We start from the raw sequence: 18,551 nt of genomic DNA on the forward strand, positions 1-18,551 counted from the left end.
ACTACCAATAAATAATCAGATCTCCCTCTTATAGGTGACTGAAAATTATTGCTTTCGCTGCTATGCGCAACTAAGAGTGTTAACGACCCCTTATTGATAACAAAAGGCGCGTAAAACAAAATGAATCAACAATCACGATTGATGGCTTTACTTGCGGCGGGGATCGCCGTTGCCTGCTCCGGCGCTTATGCCGCTGCCGTGCCGCAGGGCGCTGCGCTGGCGCAAACGCAGGAGCTGGTGCGAAATAACGGCAGTGAACCCGCCTCGCTGGACCCGCATAAAGTGGAAAGCGACGTCGAGTTCAATATCATCAGCGACGTATTTGAAGGGCTGGTGGCGGTAAAGCGCGACGGCTCTATTGAACCGCGGCTCGCGGAAAAGTGGGACAACCAGAATAACACCGTCTGGACGTTCCATCTGCGAAAAGGCATTACCTGGTCTGACGGCGAGCCGATGACGGCGGAGGATATCGTCTGGAGCTGGCAACGACTCGTCGACCCGAAAACGGTCTCTCCTTATGCCAGCTATCCGGCGAACATGAATATTGAAAACGCGGCGGATATCGCTAACGGCAAAAAGCCGCCTTCGGCGCTTGGCGTAAAAGCGCTGGATGATAACACCGTGCAGGTGACGCTGACTCAGCCCACCGCGGCGTTTCTTTCAATGCTTGCTCACCCCTCGCTGGTGCCGATTGATAAAACGGCGGTACAGCGCTTCGGCGATAAATGGGCGCGGCCGGAGCATTTTGTCGGCAGCGGCGCTTATAAAGTGGTTGACTGGGTCGTCAATGAAAAAGTGGTGGGGGAGCGTAACAAGCGCTACTGGGATGATGCCCACACCGTCATCAATAAAGTCACCTGGTTGCCCATCTCTTCGGAAACCGCCGACGTTAACCGCTATAAAGCGGGTGAAATTGATATCACCAACACTATTCCTATTAACCAGTTCGCCCAGCTAAAGAAAACGTTGCCGGATGAGGTACACGTCTCGCCGCTGCTCGCGACCTACTATTACGAATTCAACACTTCGCGCCCGCCGTTTAACGACGCCCGCGTACGCCGCGCACTCAATATGGCGCTGGATAAAGACATTATCGCCGATAAGGTGCTGGCCCAGGGGCAGCGTCCCGCCTGGGTGCTGAGCCAGCCGGAAATCGGCGGCGCCAAAATCGCCCCGCCGGACTACGCCAGTTGGCCGCGAGAGAAACGCATTGCCGAGGCGAAAAAGTTGCTGGAGGCGGCGGGCTTCAACGCTCAGCACCCGTTACAGTTCAACCTGCTCTATAACACGATGGAATCGCACCAGCGCATCGCCATCGCCGCAAGCTCTATGTGGCAGAAAAACCTGGGCGTGAAGGTGAAGCTGCAAAACCAGGAGTGGAAAACCATGCTGGATACCAAGCACACCGGTAATTTTGAGGTGGTGCGCTACTCCTGGAACGCGGATTACGATGATGCCTCCACCTTCCTGAATAACTTCCGCACCGGCGACAGTCAGAATACCTCCCGCTTTAGTAACGCGGATTATGACAACGCGCTGGCGAATGCGGCGAAAGCGGCCGATGCGGCGGAGCGTGGCAAAGACTATCAGCAGGCGGAAACCATTCTGGCTGAGGAAGCGCCTGCCATTCCGCTCTACCACTATGTGCGCACGCATCTGGTCAAACCCTGGGTCGGCGGGTTTTACTCGAACAACCTTGGGTATTTCTATACCAAAGATATGTACATCCTGAAGCATTAAAGCTGCAGGCCTCGTCACGGGGCCTGATTTTTTTGCTGCAAAGCTGTTCACTTTGTTGTTATTTCAGGCGAATAATGGTTTTTTGTCTGTTTTTGCGGCAATCGAACGCATTCGGGCTTTACAGGCCGCATGGGGATGTTTATAGTTCGCGTCATTGCGGAAGTGTGGCCGAGCGGTTGAAGGCACCGGTCTTGAAAACCGGCGACCCGAAAGGGTTCCAGAGTTCGAATCTCTGCGCTTCCGCCATCAAATTTAAGGGGATGCCGAAAGGCATCCCCTTTTTCGTTATGCAGGCTGTTGAACCATTGCCTCCCCGCTGTACTGTCTTCTCCCGTTACGCTGCGCGCTGCAAACCGGCTGTTTTAAAAAACGGGTCTTGTAAACAAAAGCCCGATCCTTCTTAGCGCGATAAAAATGCCGGTAAGCTCATGCGAGAGCGTTACCGGCATTCATAACAGAAAATCGTTTTGATTTATAAGCTGGCCTGCTGTTTCACCAGGCTTAACGTTTGTGATTCTGTCACGCTGTTAACCATACGGATATCCATCTGCGGGTACGGAATATCAATATTATTTTCGTCCAGCGCTTCTTTAATGTTTTCCAGCAAATCGTAATAGGTGCTCCAGTAATCGCCGTTCCGCACCCAGACGCGGACAAAAAAGTTTAGCGAGGAGGCGCCTAATTCACCCAGTCGCACAGTCATATCCCGGCTTTTATCCACGCGCGTATCGGCTTTAATCACTGCCGTAATAACGGCCTTCACATCGGCGATACGATTCTGATAGCCCACGCCAATAACCAAATCGATACGACGGAAGGGATGCCGGGAATAGTTAACAATGCTATCGGCGATGATCTTGCCATTGGGGATGACCACTTCCTTACTGTCGGCAGTCAGCAACGTGGTGGAGAAAATATGCACTTTTTCAACCGTCCCTGCTACCGAGCCAATCTGCACATGTTCGCCGGCGCGGAAGGGACGTAGCGAAACCAGCAGCACTCCGGCGGCAAAGTTGGAAAGCGACCCCTGAAGCGCCAGCCCCACCGCCAGGCCAGCTGCGCCAATCACGGCGATAATCGATGAGGTTTCAATGCCCAGACGGCCCAGCGCCGCCACCACGGCGAAGGCAAGGGTAATGTAGCGAACCAGCGCGGTAAAAAAATGGACGACGGTAATATCAACCCGGCGGCGGACTAATAGTTTTTCCAGCCCGCTGGCCAGTAATCGGGAAAGCATTTTCCCGATAAAGAGTAAAATAAAAGCAGCGATAATGTTCCAGCTAAACTGGAAAAGTACATTGCTGTGGCCTTTAAGCCATTCCAGCGCGGCGTGAATCTGTGGGAATAGAATAAAATTACTCATGGGAGTCTCTGAAAATATCTATTTTACCAGTGGGTTTACCCGAAGCGCTCTTCGTCGCCTTCAGGCGCTGCGAATACTAGCGCTTATTTGTCGCGGTACAAACCCAGTTTTTGTAATAAAAAAAGAGAATGATTTATTATTTATATAAATAATAAATCAACATAAGTGAGGTGAATAAATAATTACTCTATTCCGATAAATTCCTTTGCTGAGGGAAGGTTCGCCCGTTATGTTCAGCCTCTGCCATTATTAAAGTGATTTAATCCGCTGCTATTAAATCTTGTCAGTCTGGCAGGGTAATTCACGGCGTACAGCGCCGCGTTTTTATTAAGGATTGAACTAACATGTCGCTGGTATTACCTAAGTACGACCTCCCACGCATTATTTTCGGCTGCCTTGCGGTGCTTTGCATGCTGGCGGCCAGCCTCTGGCTGCTGCACCCTTTTTTAATCAGCCTGGTCTGGGCGGGGCTGGTGGTTATCGCTACCTGGCCTGTGATGCTTCGCATTCAGGCATGGTTAGGGCGACGTCGTTCGCTTGCCGTGCTGGTGATGTCGCTACTGCTGGTTGCGCTGTTTGTTATACCGCTGCTGTTTATGGCGAGCAGCCTGATGGATATCAGCGCCCGGCTCAGCCAGTGGCTCGACTCAGATAAGCTTCCCTTGTTAATAAGCGGCGATTTTCTGCACAACGTGCCGTTTATCGGCGCGCGGCTTTACTCGCGCTGGCAGGCGGTGGTGGCCGATCGCGGACATACGCTTATTACCCAGCTTCAGCCATGGCTGCGCCATGCGGCGCTCGTATTGCTTACGCAACTGGGCCATCTCGGGCAACTTATTATTAACGGCATTATTATGCTGGCGCTCAGCGCCTTGCTTTATATGAATGGAGAGAAAGCGGCGGGGGCGATGAGCCGTTTTGCCCGCCGCCTCGCAGGCCAACGCGGCGATATCGCGGTGACGCTGGCAGGGCAGACCATCCGGGCGGTGGCTTCCGGCATTGTCGTGACGGCGGTTTGCCAGTCAGCGCTTGCCGGTGTCGGACTGGCGCTGTGCGGCATTCCTGGCGCGCTGCTATTCACCGTGGTGATTTTTATTCTTTGCCTTGCGCAGTTAGGCCCGATAATCGTCATGCTGCCGGCAACAGCCTGGCTCTACTGGCAGGGTGAAGCAGGCTGGGCGACGCTGCTGCTGGTCTGGAGCCTTGCGGTAGGCAGTATGGATAATATTTTGCGTCCGCTGTTGATTCGTCGCGGCGCCGATGTGCCGATGATGCTGATTCTCGGCGGCGTTATTGGCGGGTTGCTCGCTTTCGGCATCGTTGGTCTGTTTATTGGCCCGGCGGTGCTGGCGGTTTCATGGCGTCTGCTGGTTATCTGGGTGAATGAACTGGAAACGCCAGTACGCGCCGCAGAAGATTAACCGCCAAAATTACGCCACCGGTGTCCCGGTGGCGGTCCTGATTAACGCACATAGCGTGGCGCGGGTATGCCGGTACCGACGGCGGAAAAAACCGCCAGGCGCGCTTCTTCGTAACGCTGCCACAACGCTTCGTCATGCAGCGGCGGAATGGTAATCGCTTCGCCAGCGTCGAAACCCGCCAGCGCCGCATCCACCAGATCTTCTGTTTTCATCACCGAACCCGCGGGCAGGAGGTCTACCGAAACGCCGGAAACCTCCCAGATTTCCGTGGCCGTAGCCGCAGGCAACACCGCCTGCAGGCGCACGCCAGTACCTGCAAATTCAGCCTGCAAGCCACGGGTGAAATTAAGCACATACCCTTTGGTGCCGCTGTAAAGCGCGCTGGTGTCGCGAGCATGGAGCGCCAGCACCGAGGCGATATTGATAATGGCGCCGCGATCCTGCGCATTAAAGCGCGTCAGCGCCGCCAGCGTCAGCCGGGTCAGGGCCGTAATATTTAGCGTAATAATGTCCTGGTGCGTCTGCGCGTTGCTGGCGAGAAAAGAGCCCATCTGCGCGGTTCCGGCGTTGTTCACCAGCAAAGAAATCGCCGGAGTGTCGCGCAGCGTCGCTTCCACCGTTTGAATATCGCTTTCCTGCGTCAGGTCTGCGCGAAGCGTTTTAACCTCTACGCCATAAGTTTGCTGTAGCCGCGCGGCCAGCTCGTGCAGGCGTTCTTCCCGACGTGCGACCAACAGTAAATCATAACCCCGGGCGGCAAGGCGGTCGGCATAAACGGCGCCAATGCCCGAAGAGGCGCCGGTAATCAGTGCGGTGGAACGGGATGCTGTCATGATACTCTCCTGGGATAGGTTGCATTATGAAACTAAATGCATCCTGGCTTAATAGGTTTAATAATGCAACTAAATTGGACGATATTTTTGTGTTTTGCCTGAAGAGCGGAAAGGGGAAAGGTATCGCCTGAAAATTCAGGCGATGGTCGTGGCGTCAGGAAGAAGCGGCTGCACCTCGCCGGGGGTAAGCTCCCGGCCATCTTCGGCCAGCAGTTGCAGGGGGCGCAGCGGGCGCTGATGAGTGCTGTCTACCAGTACGCTACCTTTTTCGCACCCCTCAAACAGAAACTCGTTGCCCCATTGCGAAAGCGCCACCAGCACGGTTTGCAGCGCCCGGCCTCTTTCGGTAAGCACATACTCCTGCCAGGCGGAGCCGTCTGAAGCGGGGCGCATCTCAAGTATGCCTTCCTCAACAAGCTGGCGCAGGCGCACCGTCAGCATATTTTTCGCGATACCGAGGCTTTTCTGAAATTCGCCAAAGCGGGTCAGGCCGCGCAAGGCGTCGCGAACAATTAACAGCGACCACCAGTCGCCAATGATGTCGAGTGAACGCGCTACCGGACACCGGCTGTCCTCTAAGCTTTTACGTTTCATAAACAGACCTTGGGAAAAGTGATGGTTTTATTATAAAACCGGGAAAGGGCTTATAGAACCCTGGGCGAAAAAAAACCTGCCCGCAGGCAGGTTAACATTATCAGGGAATCCACTTATGTCATGCGTACCGGGAGTAGTAAGTACACGTAAGAAGTGTAGTTTTTCCCTTAGCGCGCAAATCATCTTTAAGAATTGTCTCAGCGCAGCGCCTCAGGCTTTACCACGCCGCAGTTGTAATCCGTCGCCAGAAACTCCAGTACCGCGCCGACGTTCGCCGGCGAGAGGCGAAGCAGCTGCGGATAAAAGGGGTGGCGGCGAATAAAATCGATAAAGCGATGCGCGGGTTGCAGCGTGGCTTCGCGTAATTCGCTAATGCGTTGTGGCCCTGTCAGGCTACACACCGCCATTTGATAATCGGGCTGGGAAAAGCAGCGCCAGACATCGTTCCAGATAATGCTGGAGGTGACGATGTCGGAGCGAAAAGGCCGCTGCGGCGCTCTTGTTCCCTTTTCATGCACAAAAGCGATGTGGCAATGTCCGCTGGTGACGTCATCCCGGTTCGCCATCAGGCAGCCGCCATAAAGAAAACACTCATGCTCTATATAATGCTGAACATACAAAACGGTGCTTTGCGTTAACGACTTTACTATTTCAAAGTGGCGATAAGCGGCCAGCACGGGTTTTACGATAGCCCCCGCATCGTTACTTTTTAGCCGCGCCGCGCCATAGCGGGCATCGAAAAAAAGGGCGCGCCGGCCCATTAAACGATCTTTCGCGAAGATCCTGGCGACCGGCTCTTGCGAAGCCAGCAGCTCTTCCTCATTGGCGCTGTAGCGGTACTCGAAAGGGATAGGGGCGGAGCGCAGCGCATAATTGGTCGTGAGGGCTATCACTCTGTCGCTTTTTTTCTCTACGGTCACGATGACGTAAAGACGATTTGGCGAGCCGTTAAAATTAATGCTGAAGGTCGCGGTGGCAAACGTCGCCTCCAGCGTAAAGGGGCGCGCCAGGAAGGGGCTGACCCGCGCGGTAAAAGCCAGCTGCTGTAAATCCCGCCCAGTGGCTTTAGGACTAAACCCGGAACGCTCGCGCAGCGGCAGACCGGCGCGAATCATATCGGCGAGTTGCGAAAGGTGAGGCGCGACGCGAGGGCGTTCATAAAAGACGAAGGTTTTGCGGCAGCCTGCGCAGCGCACGCGCTGTTGACCGTTTCCCGCATAGCCGTTGCGGGCCAATCCGTCGCGTTTACCGCAGTATGGGCAAGCCCATACCACGCCGTGATAGCCCCGGTTAGCCTGGGCTTTAAATGCATTGAAAGCCGCTGCGCTGATAACAGGAAAATGAAATCCGCATGCCTGACAAAGAATATTCTCACCGCGCTGCGCATAAGAGGGGCTGTTCATTACGCCAAAATTTCGACAGCCAAAAGTTTTGCAGGAGTTAACGTCGGTATAGCGAAAGATATCGGCGGCGGCCATCGTTTACTCACTCAGGTAATCAGCGTTTTCAATTCAGCCGGCGAGCGTCCGTTTTCCCACAGGGATTTCAGCATCAGCATATAGGGCGTGATGTAGTGGAAAAAGGCTTTATAACCGGCGCAGAAATAGTTGATATTCTGTTCACCCGCAGCAGAGCGCAGGATGCGATGTTTCGGGCAACCGCCATAGCAGGCAAAGGTGAAAGGGCAGTCACGGCAGTCGCTGGCCATGGTCAGGCTTTTTGCGCGGGCAAAGTCCTGATTCGCGCTGCTATCGCGCATTTCCGTTATGGAAGCGGTGTGGATATTGCCAAGCTTGTAGCGCGGCCAGACATAATGGTCGCATTGATAAACGTCGCCGTTCATTTCCATCGCCAGCGCGCTGCCGCAACGCTCGGCAAAGACGCAAATCTGCGCAGGCAAACCGCACCAGGCGGCGAAGGCCTGATCAAAAAGCTGAATGCTTATCTCGCCAATATCCCGCCGGATCCAGCTGTAGAAGATCGTTTTTAAAAAAACGCCGAACTCAGCGCCGGGAACCGACCAGGGCGCGATGACCGCTTCGCCCTGGTAATCGGGCGGAACCAGACCTTCATCTTCCCCGGCGGGGTAGTGACGCTCCAGTAAGGGGATGAATTGCATATCGCGGCTGCCTACCTGTTTGAGGTAGTCATAAACGCGCAGCGGATGATGCACATTGATATTGTTTACGACAGTCAGGGTATTAAATTCGATGTCATGCTTCTTCAGCAGGCGAATCGCGTTTTCCACCCGCTCATGCGTCGGTTTTCCTGCGCGGGTTTTTCGCCAGGCGTCGTGCAGTTCAGCATCGCCATCGACTGAGATGCCGATAAGAAATTGATGCTTGTGTAAAAAACGGCACCACGCGTCATTTATCAACATGCCGTTAGTCTGCAGGGTATTAATGATTCGCTTTCCATGGGCATATTTTTCCTGTAAAGCCACGGCGCGTTGATAGAAGTCGAGGCCGGCAAGCGTCGGTTCGCCGCCTTGCCAGGCAAATACCACCTCTTCAGTCTGCTGCGCTTTAATATGCTGTTCGATAAATATTTCAAGCGTAGCGTCGTCCATTCGCTTTTGTTGACGGCCAGGGTAAAGCTGCGCCTTTTCCAGATAAAAGCAGTAATCGCATCCAAGATTACAGGCCGCGCCCGTCGGTTTGGCCATAACATGACAGCTTTTCTTTATCACGATATTCATCCATCGCAAGAAATAATCAGCGCCTTTTCCACGGTCGTAAAGCCGCAGAGCAGGCGCTACGTTGAACAGATGGGTTATCAGTTCCAGTCTACGGGTTCCGGTTTTTCGCCACGGGCGCGCATTAACGAATCGTTATCGATGTCATTTTTATAGCGTGTGAAGTCAGCCACGAACTGTTTCTCAAGCGCCGGCTGTTTGCCAAGCTGGTTGTTTACCTCGCCGGCGTCGGCTTTCAGGTTATAAAGGTATTTGGGCTTAGCGTTACGGTCGAAGATCATCTTCCAGTCGCCTTCACGTATCGCCCACATATCGGTCGGGTCATCCTGATAGGGCATGTCGATGGCCCAGATAAGCGGCTTGTGACGGGTGAGCGGCTGCTCCTCCAGCACCGGCTTAATGGATTCCCCGTCGATAGCGCGGTCGGTGGGCAGCGAAAAGTGCAGCATATCCGCAAGCGTCGGCAGAATATCCAGCCCGGTTACTGGCGTATCGGAGACCGCGCCCGCCTTGATATGGTTGCCATATTTGATAATGGCCGGAACCCGGATGCCGCCTTCCCAGAGATTATCTTTGCGACCGCGCAGTCCGTTAGTTTCGCCCGCCATATTCAGCTCATACCACTTTCGCGCTTCGCGGGTGACCGGGCCATTGTCGCTGGTAAAGAGAATAATGGTGTTGTCCTCTTCGCCCATGGCTTTCACTTTATCGAGCACTTTGCCGACCTGTTCGTCGAGGTAACTGATATTGGCGTAATATTCGCCTGCGCCGCGCCAGGGTTTGTCCGCCCAGTCGGCATAGAACAGATCCTGATGCTGTCGTTCATAACTCGACATGTAGTCTTTATACATATCAAGGTACTTTTGCGGCGAGGCGAGGGGGGTATGCACCTCGGTAAAGGCGACGTATAAGAAAAACGGTTTCTTCTCTTTGCGGCTGTCTAACCAGTGGATGGCTTCGCTGCTGACCAGCTCGCCGCTAATCTGGTTTACCGTGCCGATGGGTTTGCCATTACGGTAAAAACCGTTGGGATAAACCACGCCATAACGCGGACGCTCTTTCGCTTTATCCAGATCGCTTGTGACGAAACCGGCGGCGTTCACCAGCGAATAATCAAAGCCCATATCTTTGGCCTGCGGCTGGTCAGTGCGGTTGGCGCCCGCGTTGAGATGGAGCTTGCCCATCATCGCCGTGTCGTAACCCTGCTCTTTTAAATAACTGGCGATGGTTTTTTCATTACGGCCCAGCGCCACGTTTTTACCGCCTGAGGGGATCCAGGAGCGTATGCCGGTACGAAACGGCGTGCGTCCTGTTAACAAGCCCGCGCGAGAGGGGGAGCAGAGCGGCGCCGGGGCATAATATTCCGTAAAGCGCATCCCTTCCTGCGCCAGCCTGTCAATATTAGGCGTTTTCACGATGGGGTGACCATAAGCGCCCAGGTCGCCATAGCCGAGGTCGTCCGCCATGATGATAATAACGTTAGGTTGTTTAGCCGGTTTGTCAGATAACGTGGCCGGTGCGGTTTGCGCCATCGCGCTGCCCGCCAGTAACAGGCTGACCAGGCTTGCCAGCATTCGCTTTTGCATGTTGATGTCCTTATTGTGGAAAAATCAAAACTCGTAACCCAGCATGTAGATCATCTGATCGCCAAAACCGTCGTAGCCCAATTTGTTTTTGAAATAGCGCCAGGTCACGCTGGCCTTAAGGTGCGGATAAAATTTCCAGGCCAGAGTCAGGCCGCCGTTAATGCCGTTAGCGCCGTGCTGCTGTTCGGCATAGGCGTCGTTGCGATCGAACTCAAACTCATGCCAGTCAGACAGAACAAAAGATTGATCCCAGAGTTTGAAAAAATAAGCGGTGGTCCAGCCTGCCACGTAGCCATTGCGACCGCTGGCGCTGCGGCCGCCGAGCCGCTGTGATTTATAATCGGAAGACTGGTTATGGAAAGCGATATACGGTTTAAAGAACCCCCATTTGCCGCTCCAGCCCAGGTAACCCAGCCCGTACATCATGTCGAGATCGTCTCCCCAGGTATTATCAAACTGGCCGTAAACTTTCCCCATCAGGCTGTAGTCAGAATTGAACAGACGAATATGTGTTTGCGCCGATAAAACATAGTTCTGTCCGGCGATTTTATGATTAAGGACGTTATTTTCATAAAAGGAATAAAATTCGCCTTTATTAAAAATTGCGCCGAAATCGGCGGTTAATTTCCAGACTTCGCCCCGGTGTGTATTTTCAAGGCCGCTGTTCCAGTTCGCATATCCCGCATTCGCCGAGCCATACGCATTTTTTAGTTCCAAATCCAGCGCCTGCGTTTGCGCGCTGAACAGTAAAGTCACTGCAGAGGTAATAAGCGAAAGAACGCCGGCGCGCTTGTGCTGCGCGTTTATCAAACTCATAGATAATTTCCTTATTATAGTGGTTCTGGCCGCGTAGATAATATAGAGCGGTTCTGGCTCCGTTTGTGATAATAATCACACGCTAAAAGGGGCGCTGGCATATAAGCGCCAGAGTGACAAAAAGTGTGGATATTCCACTTGTATCTCATTGAATTATTAAGAGCGGAAAATAAAATCAGCGCTAAATTTTTCACTGTATGGGGCATTTTATAGCCGCGAATGGCGTTTATTTTGCCATCTTTGACGGTGTTTTTTGCGGGGTGATTAACAGTTTGACTTATTGGCTGACGTAATATTTTTGCAGGTGCTTTTAAAAGCAATTTTTAATAAGCGTTAAGAGGAGGAGAAAACACATTGATTCACTGACGTTGAAAATAAAAGCCAACACAGGGCGCCACCTGGCCTGGTTTCTATGAAAAGAGCACTATGCCGAACATAATTATTTATTAAGGATCGTATTATGACGCTACACAGCACTGCTTTGCCGCTTCCTCGCCCGCCCGTTAATCAGGGCATTGATACCACTAACAGTATCGTGATGAAGCATAATGAGATTTATTCTTCGCTATTCACTGAAATTAACGCGACCCATAACCAGAATAATGCTCTCCTCACGCTGAACCCCTATGGCACCGCGCCATTAAGCCTTTATATTGGCTTATGGTCAGAAAAGGCAGAAACGCTACATATTTCCGTGACTGACCAAAACGAGCGCGCGCCCGTGCTGACTTTTACGCAGCAGGTGGTTGCGGGAGCGAACCTCATTCCTGTCGCTGGCCTGCTGGCGGACAACGTTAATCTCATCACGCTGATTTCTTCGGCTGGCTCCACCACATGGCAAGTCCTTACCGAACCGTTGCCGCCGACGGATGCGCAGGATCCCGCCGGACATAATCTCTTTCCTCAGGTTACGCTGAAAGTCCCGGCGAGCGATCCCGCCATGCTTGCGCAGGGGCTATATTTTATTTCGTGTTTTGATCGTAATAATATTGCACTCGATCATCAGGCGAATGTTCGCTGGTTTACAACCAAGGATATGCCTTCAAATAATTTGCTGCGCATCGCCAACGGTAATTTTTTATCTTCTGCTATCGCGCAGAATAACTATTTGCAAATGTATGAGTTCGATATGATGGGCCGCGTGCATACCATGTATATGCTTGATAACGCGCTGCATCATTCTTTATGGCAACGGTCTGACGGTTCGCTGGTGGGCGCGTCTGAATATGCCCCGGGCACGCGGCCGGATGGCGATACCACTATCGAAGATGGCGTGTCGATAATCGATCTGCGCACCGGTCTTGAAACACACTATTACGACATGACGAAAGTGCTCGATCGCACCCGTCCATGCCGTCCTTCTAACCCGCCTTCAGCGGACGGAAGCGTAGACTGGCTGCATGTGAATCAGTGCTATATCAATGAGACCAACAATATTCTGGTCACCTCAGGACGTAATCAAAGCGCCATCTTTGGCGTTGAAGTGGAAACCGGTCAACTGCGTTTTATTATGTCCACCCATGAAGCCTGGTCTGCGGATTATCAGCCTTACTTACTGACGCCCGTCGATGCGTCAGGGGCGCCGCTTTACGATTTCAGCCAGCCTGAAGAGATTAAAAAAGCGAATCTCGAATTCTGGAACTGGGGACAGCACAACGTGCTGGAGATCCCTAACGACGCGCCCGGCATTATCGATATCTCGATTTTTAATAATGGCAATTACCTTTCAAGAGATGATGCGCAGAGCATTGCGCCATGGAATAACCAAAGCCGGGTAGGGAATTACCGTATCGATTTAACGACGATGACGGTCCAGAAGCTCAACGAATATTTTTCCGGTCCGGAAGGCTACAGCAGCTTATGCGGCGCGAAACAGCTGATGCCTAATGGCAACCTGGTCGTCTGTTACGGCGGGGCGACGTTCGACGACACCGGTTTGACCTTAACCTGCGATCCGGGCTACAGCGATGTCGATTACCAGAGCTGGGATGGAAGCGCGGAAGGCAAGCTGCCTTTGCGCGAGCTTACCGCGCAGGGCGAGGTCTTGCTTGAGATAACCATCGGCTCGGGCCTTGCCAGACGCAGAGAGGACGACCCCTCAATGTACCGCTACAACATTACCTGTTTCCGCGCCTATAAATTGCCGCTGTTTGGCTAAAAATAAGACAGGTATGCGTTTATAAAACAGAAAAACGGGGCCATCAGGCCCCGTTTTTCTCTGCGCCAGCGGTGTCGCACCCGGCGCACAGAGTGGCTTAACCCTTTGCCGCAACGGCAACAGGGCGCATTACACGTTTTTACGCTCGATGGTCTGTTCGCCCCAGAAGAGCGAGTCGGCGTCGGTTTTTTTGAAAGCCCGAATCAACACTTCATCGCTGCCTTCTTCCCAGATTTTCTCGGCCATTTTTTCGTCGTAATCCGCTACCTCAAAGATCGCCTCGGCGATTTCCGGGGAGGTATTACGCAGGCTGGCCCATTCTCCTACGTGGTGAGCTTTCGACTCTTGTGTTGGCATAGTTTCCTCCTGTGCTGAATCAGCTTTTCAGTTTTACGGTAACGCCGGCCACGTATTCGCCCTGGTAGCGGGCGATGGCCAGCTCTTCCGGGCTTGGCTGACGCGAACCGTCGCCGCCTGCGATAGTCGTGGCGCCATAAGGCGTGCCGCCGCGCACCGCGGAAATATCAAACAGTTCCTGGGCCCCGTAACCGATGGGCACAATTACCATCCCATGATGTGCAAGCGTAGTCCATGTGGAGGTAATCGTCTGTTCCTGGCCGCCGCCCGTGCCGGTGGAGCTAAACACGCTGGCTACCTTGCCGTAGAGCGCGCCAGAAGCCCAAAGTCCGCCGGTCTGGTCAAAGAAGGTGCGCATCTGGCCGGACATATTGCCAAAACGGGTAGGCGTGCCGATGATAATGGCGTCGTAATCCGCCAGCTCCTGCGGCGTTGCTACCGGTGCGTTCTGCGCTTTCCCGCCGGCTTTCGCGAACAGGTCAGGCGGCATGGTTTCTGGCACGCGCTTGATGGTCACTTCCACGCCTTCTACTTTTTCTGCGCCTTCCGCTACCGCATGCGCCATGGTCTCAATGTGTCCGTACATTGAGTAATAAAGCACCAGTACTTTAACCATTGACCTGACTCCTTAAATTTTAAGGCTTTTTTACGGGGAACCGTCAGCAGCGTTATCGCTGCGCTCTAGTAAAGATAAGCGCTGATGGGCAGAGTGCCAAGGTAGCAAACCAATTAATTGATTTTTAAGAAAATATAACGTTTGTTTGCTTTGTTATATTTAGAAACATGTCAAAATAATTACGTTTTGTTAATCATAAGAACGGCTTATAGATGGAAGCGGCAAAAATTTCGCCGTTTGGTCAATTTGATGTTGCAGAATATTACCGTTTACCGACCAAACGCGACTGCTGCACTAAGCTTCAGATCACGCGGCAATGATAAAAGGTTTCGACCTGTTGTCGCCAGGTGAAAGGATCCTCTTTTACTGAATGCAGTATGATGTCTAATGATTTCACATATCTGGAGGTCTGAAATGGCAAACCATCGTGGTGGTTCAGGTAATTTCGCAGAAGATCGTGAAAGAGCATCAGAAGCAGGTCGTAAAGGTGGCCAGCACAGCGGCGGGAACTTCAAAAATGACCCGCAGCGCGCATCTGAAGCTGGGAAAAAAGGGGGCAAAAATAGTCATGGCGGCGGCCGCAGCAGCAACAGCTAATGACTATTCAAGCGATTAGCCGCGATATCTGACGATTAATGGTTGATAGCTGCCCCAACGCCGCCGGGTTCGCCCGGCGGCTGTTTTTTTACTTATCGGTTATTTCGGGAATGTCTGGCCCACGCTCGGTTCCTGCGGCGCGATATCCGCTTCGACGACAGTATGTGCGCGCCGGCTTAAAATCGCGTTAAGTAAAATCGCCCCGAACGTCGCGGTGCCAATGCCGCCAAGCGTAAAGCCGCCCACCGTCAGCGCAAAATCCCCGGCGCCCAGCACCAGCGTGACCGCCACCATAATTAAATTGCCGTTCTGGCTTAAATCCACGCGATGCTGCACCCAGATGCGCGCGCCCGCGACGGCAATCAGCCCAAACACCACTATCGAGGCGCCGCCAATCACCGGACCGGGAATGGTATGAATCAGCGCGCCGAATTTAGGCGAAAAGCCCAGCAGCATAGCGATGACGGAAGCGGCGACAAACACCAGCGTCGAGTAAACTTTTGTCACCGCCATCACGCCGATATTTTCCGCATAGGTGGTCACGCCGCTGCCGCCCACTGCGCCGGAAAGCATCGTCGCCAGCCCGTCGCCGACAAACGCCCGTCCGATGTACGGGTCCATATTCCGCCCGGTCATTCCCGCCACCGCTTTCAGGTGGCCGAGGTTTTCCGCCACCAGAATCACAGCAACGGGCGCGATAAGCATCACCGCCTGGCCGCTAAACGTGGGGGCGGTGAAGTGCGGAAGGCCAAACCACGCGGCCTGCGCGACCGGTGAAAAATCCACCGGTTTGCCGAGTCCGAGACCGTTGGTCAGCGCGGCGTAAAGCGCCCAGGCCAGAATCAGGCCGATTAAAATCAGCAGACGTTGCACCATGCCCCGGGTGAAAACCGCCACCAGACCAATACAGAGCACGGTCATCACCGCCATCCAGCTGTCGAAACTGCTGGCGGAGACGCTTTTCACCGCGATGGGGGCGAGATTTAAGCCAATCGCCATCACCACGGCGCCGGTCACTACCGGCGGCATCAGCCGTTCAATCCAGCGGGTGCCCGATTTCATCACCACAAAACCAATCAGCGTATAAAGCAGGCCGCAGGCGATAATGCCGCCCAGCGCCACGCTGAGGTTGGGGTTCAGCCCCTGGCCGCTAAAGCCGGTCACGGCGATCACCACGCCGACAAATGCGGCGCTCGAACCGAGGTAGCTTGGCACGCGACCGCCGGTCACCAGAAAGAAAAGCAGCGTGCCGATGCCGGAAAGCAGGATGGCGAGGTTCGGGTCAAGCCCCATCAGCAACGGCATCAGCACCGTGGCGCCGAACATCGCAACCGCATGCTGAACGCCCATGACCATCGTCTGACCGAGAGGGAGCGTTTCGTCCGGGGCCACCACTTCACCCGCTGTGTGTTTACGCCATTGAGGAAACCAGGTGTGTGACATGTGAAACTCCTGCGCAGAAGAGGGCGGCTAACAGGCGGGCCGCATCAGTTGGTGGTAACCCCGGTCAAACCACACCAGGCCGTGGGTGTCGTCGTTACGTGCTATTTCCATCACTTCGCAAAACAGAATGTCGTGCGTGCCGACGCTGACGGTCTGGCTTATCCGGCAGTCAAAGGAGACCACGGCTCCTTCAAGCCGCGGGCAGCCAGTGACACCATAGCGCCACTCGGCGGCGGTAAAGCGCTCCGCCATCGGCGTTTTGCCGCCGAAAAGGTTGGAGAGCGACTCGTGTCCGGCGGCGAGGGTATTAACGCAAAGCTGGCGGTTTTCGCTAAAGACAGGCCATACCGAGGCGGCGCGGTTCAGGCAGACCAGCAGCGTCGGAGGGCTGTCCGTTACGCTGCAAACGGCGGAGGCGGTAAAGCCCGCCATGCCCGCCGGGCCAGCGGTGGTAATGATATTGACGGCGGCGCCGAGGCGCGCCATGGCATCACGAAACTGTTGTTGGTTTGGCGCCGACATGGCGTTCTCCTATAAAAGCGCGCAGGCATCGTTGAAAGCGAGGCGCGGAAGGCGCGGGTAAACCCGGCTGGCATCGCCGTAGCCAATATTGATCAGCAGATTGCTTTTCCAGGTCGTGCCCGCGAAAAACTCCGCGTCTACCTTATCGCGGTCGAAGCCGGACATCGGCCCGCAGTCCAGCCCCAGCGCCCGGCAGGCCATTATCAGATAAGCCGCCTGCAGCGAGCTGTTGCGAAACGCCGTCTCTTCGGCAAGCGCCGTGCTTGAGGTAAACCACGAGCGGGCGTCGCCATGGGGAAAAAGCTCAGGCAGCTTGTCGTAAAACTGCGCATCCCAGGCAACCACGACGGTGACCGGAGCGGACAGCGTTTTCTCAAGGTTGCCGGAGGAGAGCGCCGGCTTAAGCCGGGCCTTGCCTTCCGGGGTGCGGATAAACAGAAATCGTCCCGGCGAGCAGTTCGCGGAGGTGGGCGCCATCCGCGCCAGCGCATAAATCTCCTGCAATTGTTCGTCGCTGACCCGCCTCTCCAGCCAGGCGTTATGGGTACGCGCCTGGGTAAACAGGGTATTCAGCGCGCTCATGCTTACGGCTTCACTCATACAGTTTCCTTAGCGACAGGCGGCATCGTCAGGGTCGCCGCCAGAAAGGTTTTTACCAGTTCGTTAAACGGGCCACTGGCGGTGACGTTGCAGGCGTGCGCTCCCCAGGGCAGCACCTCCAGGCGGCTGTCGGGCAGCGCGTCATGCAGCGCCGCCGAGCAGTTCCAGGGCACCAGCAGGTCATCGCGGGCGCAGATAAGCAGCGTGGGCTGGGCAATCGCCTGCGCCGTCTGGCTGAAGTCGGCGGCTTTCAGCGCCGCCAGCCTGCGTTGCAGGTTTTCCGCACCCTGAAAATGGGCGTTGTGCAGCGCTTCTTCCGCTTCCAGACGCGGCTGGTTGGCCGCCATCCAGTCAGCCGGGTAGAGAAACAGCGGCTGCGCCTCAAGATACGCCGCCGCGCCGCACTCCCGTAAAAGCCGTTCACGCACCGCGAAACAGCGGCGGGTATGCGGGTTAAGACGCAGCCAGCCGTTGATGATGACAAGCGTCGTGACGGCCTGCGGGTAATCAAGGGCGAGCTGCATGCCAATATGCCCGCCAAGCGCATGGCCCATGACCCCAAAGCGGGTAATGCCATGGGCGAGCAGCGCGTCATGCAGCTCGCGCGCCATATCCGCCATGCTGTAGTCTTCCGGCAGCGTGGCCGGGTTATTGCCGGTGCCGCGCTGATCGTACACCACCAGTTGATAGCGCGGCTCAAGCGCGGCGCGCTGGGGCAGCCAGTAGCCGCCCGCGCCGCCCAGTCCCGCTATCAGAACCAGCACCGGCGCGCCGGGGTAAGGCGCCGGGGTGAGGGTCAGGTTCATGGCTTACCCCTGCTTACCGATGTGCGCAACCGTCGCTATCTCCACCAGCGCGTCGGGTTTCACCAGCCCGCACTGAATGCAGAAGCGCGCAGGCTTATCGCCCGGGAAAAACTCGGCGTAAACCTCGTTAATCGCGGCGTAGTTTTTCCAGTCGGTAATAAAGATCGAGTTGAACGTCACGTCCTCCATCGTCCCGCCCGCGGTTTCGATAACGCTCCGTATCGTCTCCAGCACGTGACGGGTTTGCGCCTTTGGGTCGCCGGGATAGACCACGTTATTGAGCTTGTCGAACGGCAGCGTGCCGGAGACATAAACCACGCCGTCAGCCAGCGTGCCTGGCACAAAAGGGGCGATGGGCGTTGTTGTGCCCGGCGGAATAATGACCTGTTTTGGCATGATGGCTC

General features: G+C 54.7%; 18 protein-coding genes and 1 tRNA gene. 5 read left to right on the forward strand and 14 right to left on the reverse strand.

The window, feature by feature from the left end; all coding sequences use genetic code 11:
* The first annotated feature begins 120 nt into the window (after nucleotides 1-120).
* Entirely contained in the window at nucleotides 121-1,740 is a 1,620-nt protein-coding gene (locus ACU4F7_RS07835; protein WP_481638382.1) for an ABC transporter substrate-binding protein, read from the forward strand.
* Between the two features lie 158 nt (nucleotides 1,741-1,898).
* A tRNA-Ser gene (locus ACU4F7_RS07840) sits at nucleotides 1,899-1,986 on the forward strand.
* 226 nt (nucleotides 1,987-2,212) lie between these two features.
* Here ACU4F7_RS07840 and mscS read toward each other — a convergent pair.
* A complete protein-coding gene (gene mscS, locus ACU4F7_RS07845; RefSeq protein WP_481638383.1) occupies nucleotides 2,213-3,103 on the reverse strand; it encodes a small-conductance mechanosensitive channel MscS in 891 nt (296 codons plus the stop codon).
* 344 nt (nucleotides 3,104-3,447) lie between these two features.
* Between mscS and ydiK the strand changes: the two genes are divergently transcribed.
* Nucleotides 3,448-4,524, forward strand: coding sequence for an AI-2E family transporter YdiK (ydiK, locus tag ACU4F7_RS07850; RefSeq protein WP_481638384.1), 1,077 nt, complete (start codon nucleotides 3,448-3,450; stop codon nucleotides 4,522-4,524).
* Nucleotides 4,525-4,565: 41 nt separating this feature from the next.
* Here ydiK and ACU4F7_RS07855 read toward each other — a convergent pair whose 3' ends face one another.
* From ACU4F7_RS07855 to ACU4F7_RS07880, 6 genes are all read right to left on the reverse strand, one after another.
* The gene (locus tag ACU4F7_RS07855; protein WP_481638385.1) at nucleotides 4,566-5,357 is read right to left on the reverse strand and encodes an SDR family NAD(P)-dependent oxidoreductase; all 792 of its coding nucleotides are present in this window, start codon (nucleotides 5,355-5,357) and stop codon (nucleotides 4,566-4,568) included.
* Between the two features lie 135 nt (nucleotides 5,358-5,492).
* Complete coding sequence (locus ACU4F7_RS07860; RefSeq protein WP_029592441.1) at nucleotides 5,493-5,951, reverse strand: winged helix-turn-helix transcriptional regulator; 459 nt, start codon at nucleotides 5,949-5,951, stop codon at nucleotides 5,493-5,495.
* A 197-nt stretch (nucleotides 5,952-6,148) separates the two neighbouring features.
* Nucleotides 6,149-7,429 carry a transposase gene (locus tag ACU4F7_RS07865; RefSeq protein ID WP_481638386.1) on the reverse strand — a complete coding sequence of 427 codons (1,281 nt, stop codon included), beginning with the start codon at nucleotides 7,427-7,429 and terminating at the stop codon, nucleotides 6,149-6,151.
* A gap of 11 nt (nucleotides 7,430-7,440) precedes the next feature.
* Nucleotides 7,441-8,616 carry an anaerobic sulfatase maturase gene (locus tag ACU4F7_RS07870; RefSeq protein WP_481638387.1) on the reverse strand — a complete coding sequence of 392 codons (1,176 nt, stop codon included), beginning with the start codon at nucleotides 8,614-8,616 and terminating at the stop codon, nucleotides 7,441-7,443.
* A gap of 110 nt (nucleotides 8,617-8,726) precedes the next feature.
* Nucleotides 8,727-10,178 (reverse strand): sulfatase family protein, encoded by a 1,452-nt coding sequence (locus ACU4F7_RS07875; RefSeq protein ID WP_414842489.1) that lies wholly within the window; start codon nucleotides 10,176-10,178, stop codon nucleotides 8,727-8,729.
* Between the two features lie 78 nt (nucleotides 10,179-10,256).
* Entirely contained in the window at nucleotides 10,257-11,048 is a 792-nt protein-coding gene (locus ACU4F7_RS07880; RefSeq protein WP_035888307.1) for an outer membrane protein OmpK, read from the reverse strand.
* Between the two features lie 460 nt (nucleotides 11,049-11,508).
* Here ACU4F7_RS07880 and ACU4F7_RS07885 point away from each other — a divergent pair, with 460 nt between their 5' ends.
* Nucleotides 11,509-13,206 carry an aryl-sulfate sulfotransferase gene (locus tag ACU4F7_RS07885; protein WP_481638388.1) on the forward strand — a complete coding sequence of 566 codons (1,698 nt, stop codon included), beginning with the start codon at nucleotides 11,509-11,511 and terminating at the stop codon, nucleotides 13,204-13,206.
* Between the two features lie 129 nt (nucleotides 13,207-13,335).
* Here the strand turns inward: ACU4F7_RS07885 and ACU4F7_RS07890 are convergent, their stop codons facing one another.
* Nucleotides 13,336-13,563 carry a YccJ family protein gene (locus ACU4F7_RS07890; protein WP_029592447.1) on the reverse strand — a complete coding sequence of 76 codons (228 nt, stop codon included), beginning with the start codon at nucleotides 13,561-13,563 and terminating at the stop codon, nucleotides 13,336-13,338.
* 19 nt (nucleotides 13,564-13,582) lie between these two features.
* Nucleotides 13,583-14,179, reverse strand: a complete 597-nt coding sequence (gene wrbA / locus ACU4F7_RS07895; RefSeq protein WP_024556935.1) for an NAD(P)H:quinone oxidoreductase — start codon at nucleotides 14,177-14,179, stop codon at nucleotides 13,583-13,585.
* 414 nt (nucleotides 14,180-14,593) lie between these two features.
* Here wrbA and ACU4F7_RS07900 point away from each other — a divergent pair, with 414 nt between their 5' ends.
* Entirely contained in the window at nucleotides 14,594-14,776 is a 183-nt protein-coding gene (locus ACU4F7_RS07900; protein WP_049294239.1) for a con-10 family general stress protein, read from the forward strand.
* 99 nt (nucleotides 14,777-14,875) lie between these two features.
* Here the strand turns inward: ACU4F7_RS07900 and rutG are convergent, their stop codons facing one another.
* Genes rutG through rutC form a run of 5 tightly spaced genes read right to left on the reverse strand, consistent with a single transcriptional unit; the run spans nucleotide 14,876 to nucleotide 18,543 of the window.
* Nucleotides 14,876-16,219 (reverse strand): pyrimidine utilization transport protein G, encoded by a 1,344-nt coding sequence (rutG, locus tag ACU4F7_RS07905; protein ID WP_481638389.1) that lies wholly within the window; start codon nucleotides 16,217-16,219, stop codon nucleotides 14,876-14,878.
* A 27-nt stretch (nucleotides 16,220-16,246) separates the two neighbouring features.
* Nucleotides 16,247-16,741 (reverse strand): NADH-dependent FMN reductase RutF, encoded by a 495-nt coding sequence (gene rutF / locus ACU4F7_RS07910; RefSeq protein ID WP_029592451.1) that lies wholly within the window; start codon nucleotides 16,739-16,741, stop codon nucleotides 16,247-16,249.
* Nucleotides 16,742-16,750: 9 nt separating this feature from the next.
* Nucleotides 16,751-17,341, reverse strand: a complete 591-nt coding sequence (locus tag ACU4F7_RS07915) for a malonic semialdehyde reductase (RefSeq protein ID WP_481638390.1) — start codon at nucleotides 17,339-17,341, stop codon at nucleotides 16,751-16,753.
* Nucleotides 17,338-18,147, reverse strand: a complete 810-nt coding sequence (rutD, locus tag ACU4F7_RS07920) for a pyrimidine utilization protein D (RefSeq protein ID WP_481638391.1) — start codon at nucleotides 18,145-18,147, stop codon at nucleotides 17,338-17,340. Before rutD ends, ACU4F7_RS07915 begins: the two co-directional genes overlap by 4 nt.
* Before the next feature lie 3 nt (nucleotides 18,148-18,150).
* Nucleotides 18,151-18,543, reverse strand: a complete 393-nt coding sequence (gene rutC / locus ACU4F7_RS07925; RefSeq protein WP_024556929.1) for a pyrimidine utilization protein C — start codon at nucleotides 18,541-18,543, stop codon at nucleotides 18,151-18,153.
* Nucleotides 18,544-18,551: the final 8 nt, after the last annotated feature.

It is taken from the genome of Franconibacter pulveris (assembly GCF_056780215.1).

Excerpts from the sequence above, each read along its gene's own strand:
- ACU4F7_RS07865 (WP_481638386.1), bottom strand. The coding sequence starts at position 7,429 with ATGGCCGCCGCCGATATCTTTCGCTATACCGACGTTAACTCCTGCAAA.
- ACU4F7_RS07860 (WP_029592441.1), bottom strand. The coding sequence starts at position 5,951 with ATGAAACGTAAAAGCTTAGAGGACAGCCGGTGTCCGGTAGCGCGTTCA.
- rutD (WP_481638391.1), bottom strand. The coding sequence starts at position 18,147 with ATGAACCTGACCCTCACCCCGGCGCCTTACCCCGGCGCGCCGGTGCTG.
- ACU4F7_RS07915 (WP_481638390.1), bottom strand. The coding sequence starts at position 17,341 with ATGAGTGAAGCCGTAAGCATGAGCGCGCTGAATACCCTGTTTACCCAG.
- ACU4F7_RS07885 (WP_481638388.1), top strand. The coding sequence starts at position 11,509 with ATGACGCTACACAGCACTGCTTTGCCGCTTCCTCGCCCGCCCGTTAAT.
- mscS (WP_481638383.1), bottom strand. The coding sequence starts at position 3,103 with ATGAGTAATTTTATTCTATTCCCACAGATTCACGCCGCGCTGGAATGG.
- ACU4F7_RS07855 (WP_481638385.1), bottom strand. The coding sequence starts at position 5,357 with ATGACAGCATCCCGTTCCACCGCACTGATTACCGGCGCCTCTTCGGGC.
- ydiK (WP_481638384.1), top strand. The coding sequence starts at position 3,448 with ATGTCGCTGGTATTACCTAAGTACGACCTCCCACGCATTATTTTCGGC.
- rutF (WP_029592451.1), bottom strand. The coding sequence starts at position 16,741 with ATGTCGGCGCCAAACCAACAACAGTTTCGTGATGCCATGGCGCGCCTC.
- ACU4F7_RS07835 (WP_481638382.1), top strand. The coding sequence starts at position 121 with ATGAATCAACAATCACGATTGATGGCTTTACTTGCGGCGGGGATCGCC.
- rutC (WP_024556929.1), bottom strand. The coding sequence starts at position 18,543 with ATGCCAAAACAGGTCATTATTCCGCCGGGCACAACAACGCCCATCGCC.
- wrbA (WP_024556935.1), bottom strand. The coding sequence starts at position 14,179 with ATGGTTAAAGTACTGGTGCTTTATTACTCAATGTACGGACACATTGAG.
- ACU4F7_RS07870 (WP_481638387.1), bottom strand. The coding sequence starts at position 8,616 with ATGGCCAAACCGACGGGCGCGGCCTGTAATCTTGGATGCGATTACTGC.
- ACU4F7_RS07900 (WP_049294239.1), top strand. The coding sequence starts at position 14,594 with ATGGCAAACCATCGTGGTGGTTCAGGTAATTTCGCAGAAGATCGTGAA.
- ACU4F7_RS07875 (WP_414842489.1), bottom strand. The coding sequence starts at position 10,178 with ATGGCGCAAACCGCACCGGCCACGTTATCTGACAAACCGGCTAAACAA.
- ACU4F7_RS07890 (WP_029592447.1), bottom strand. The coding sequence starts at position 13,563 with ATGCCAACACAAGAGTCGAAAGCTCACCACGTAGGAGAATGGGCCAGC.
- rutG (WP_481638389.1), bottom strand. The coding sequence starts at position 16,219 with ATGTCACACACCTGGTTTCCTCAATGGCGTAAACACACAGCGGGTGAA.
- ACU4F7_RS07880 (WP_035888307.1), bottom strand. The coding sequence starts at position 11,048 with ATGAGTTTGATAAACGCGCAGCACAAGCGCGCCGGCGTTCTTTCGCTT.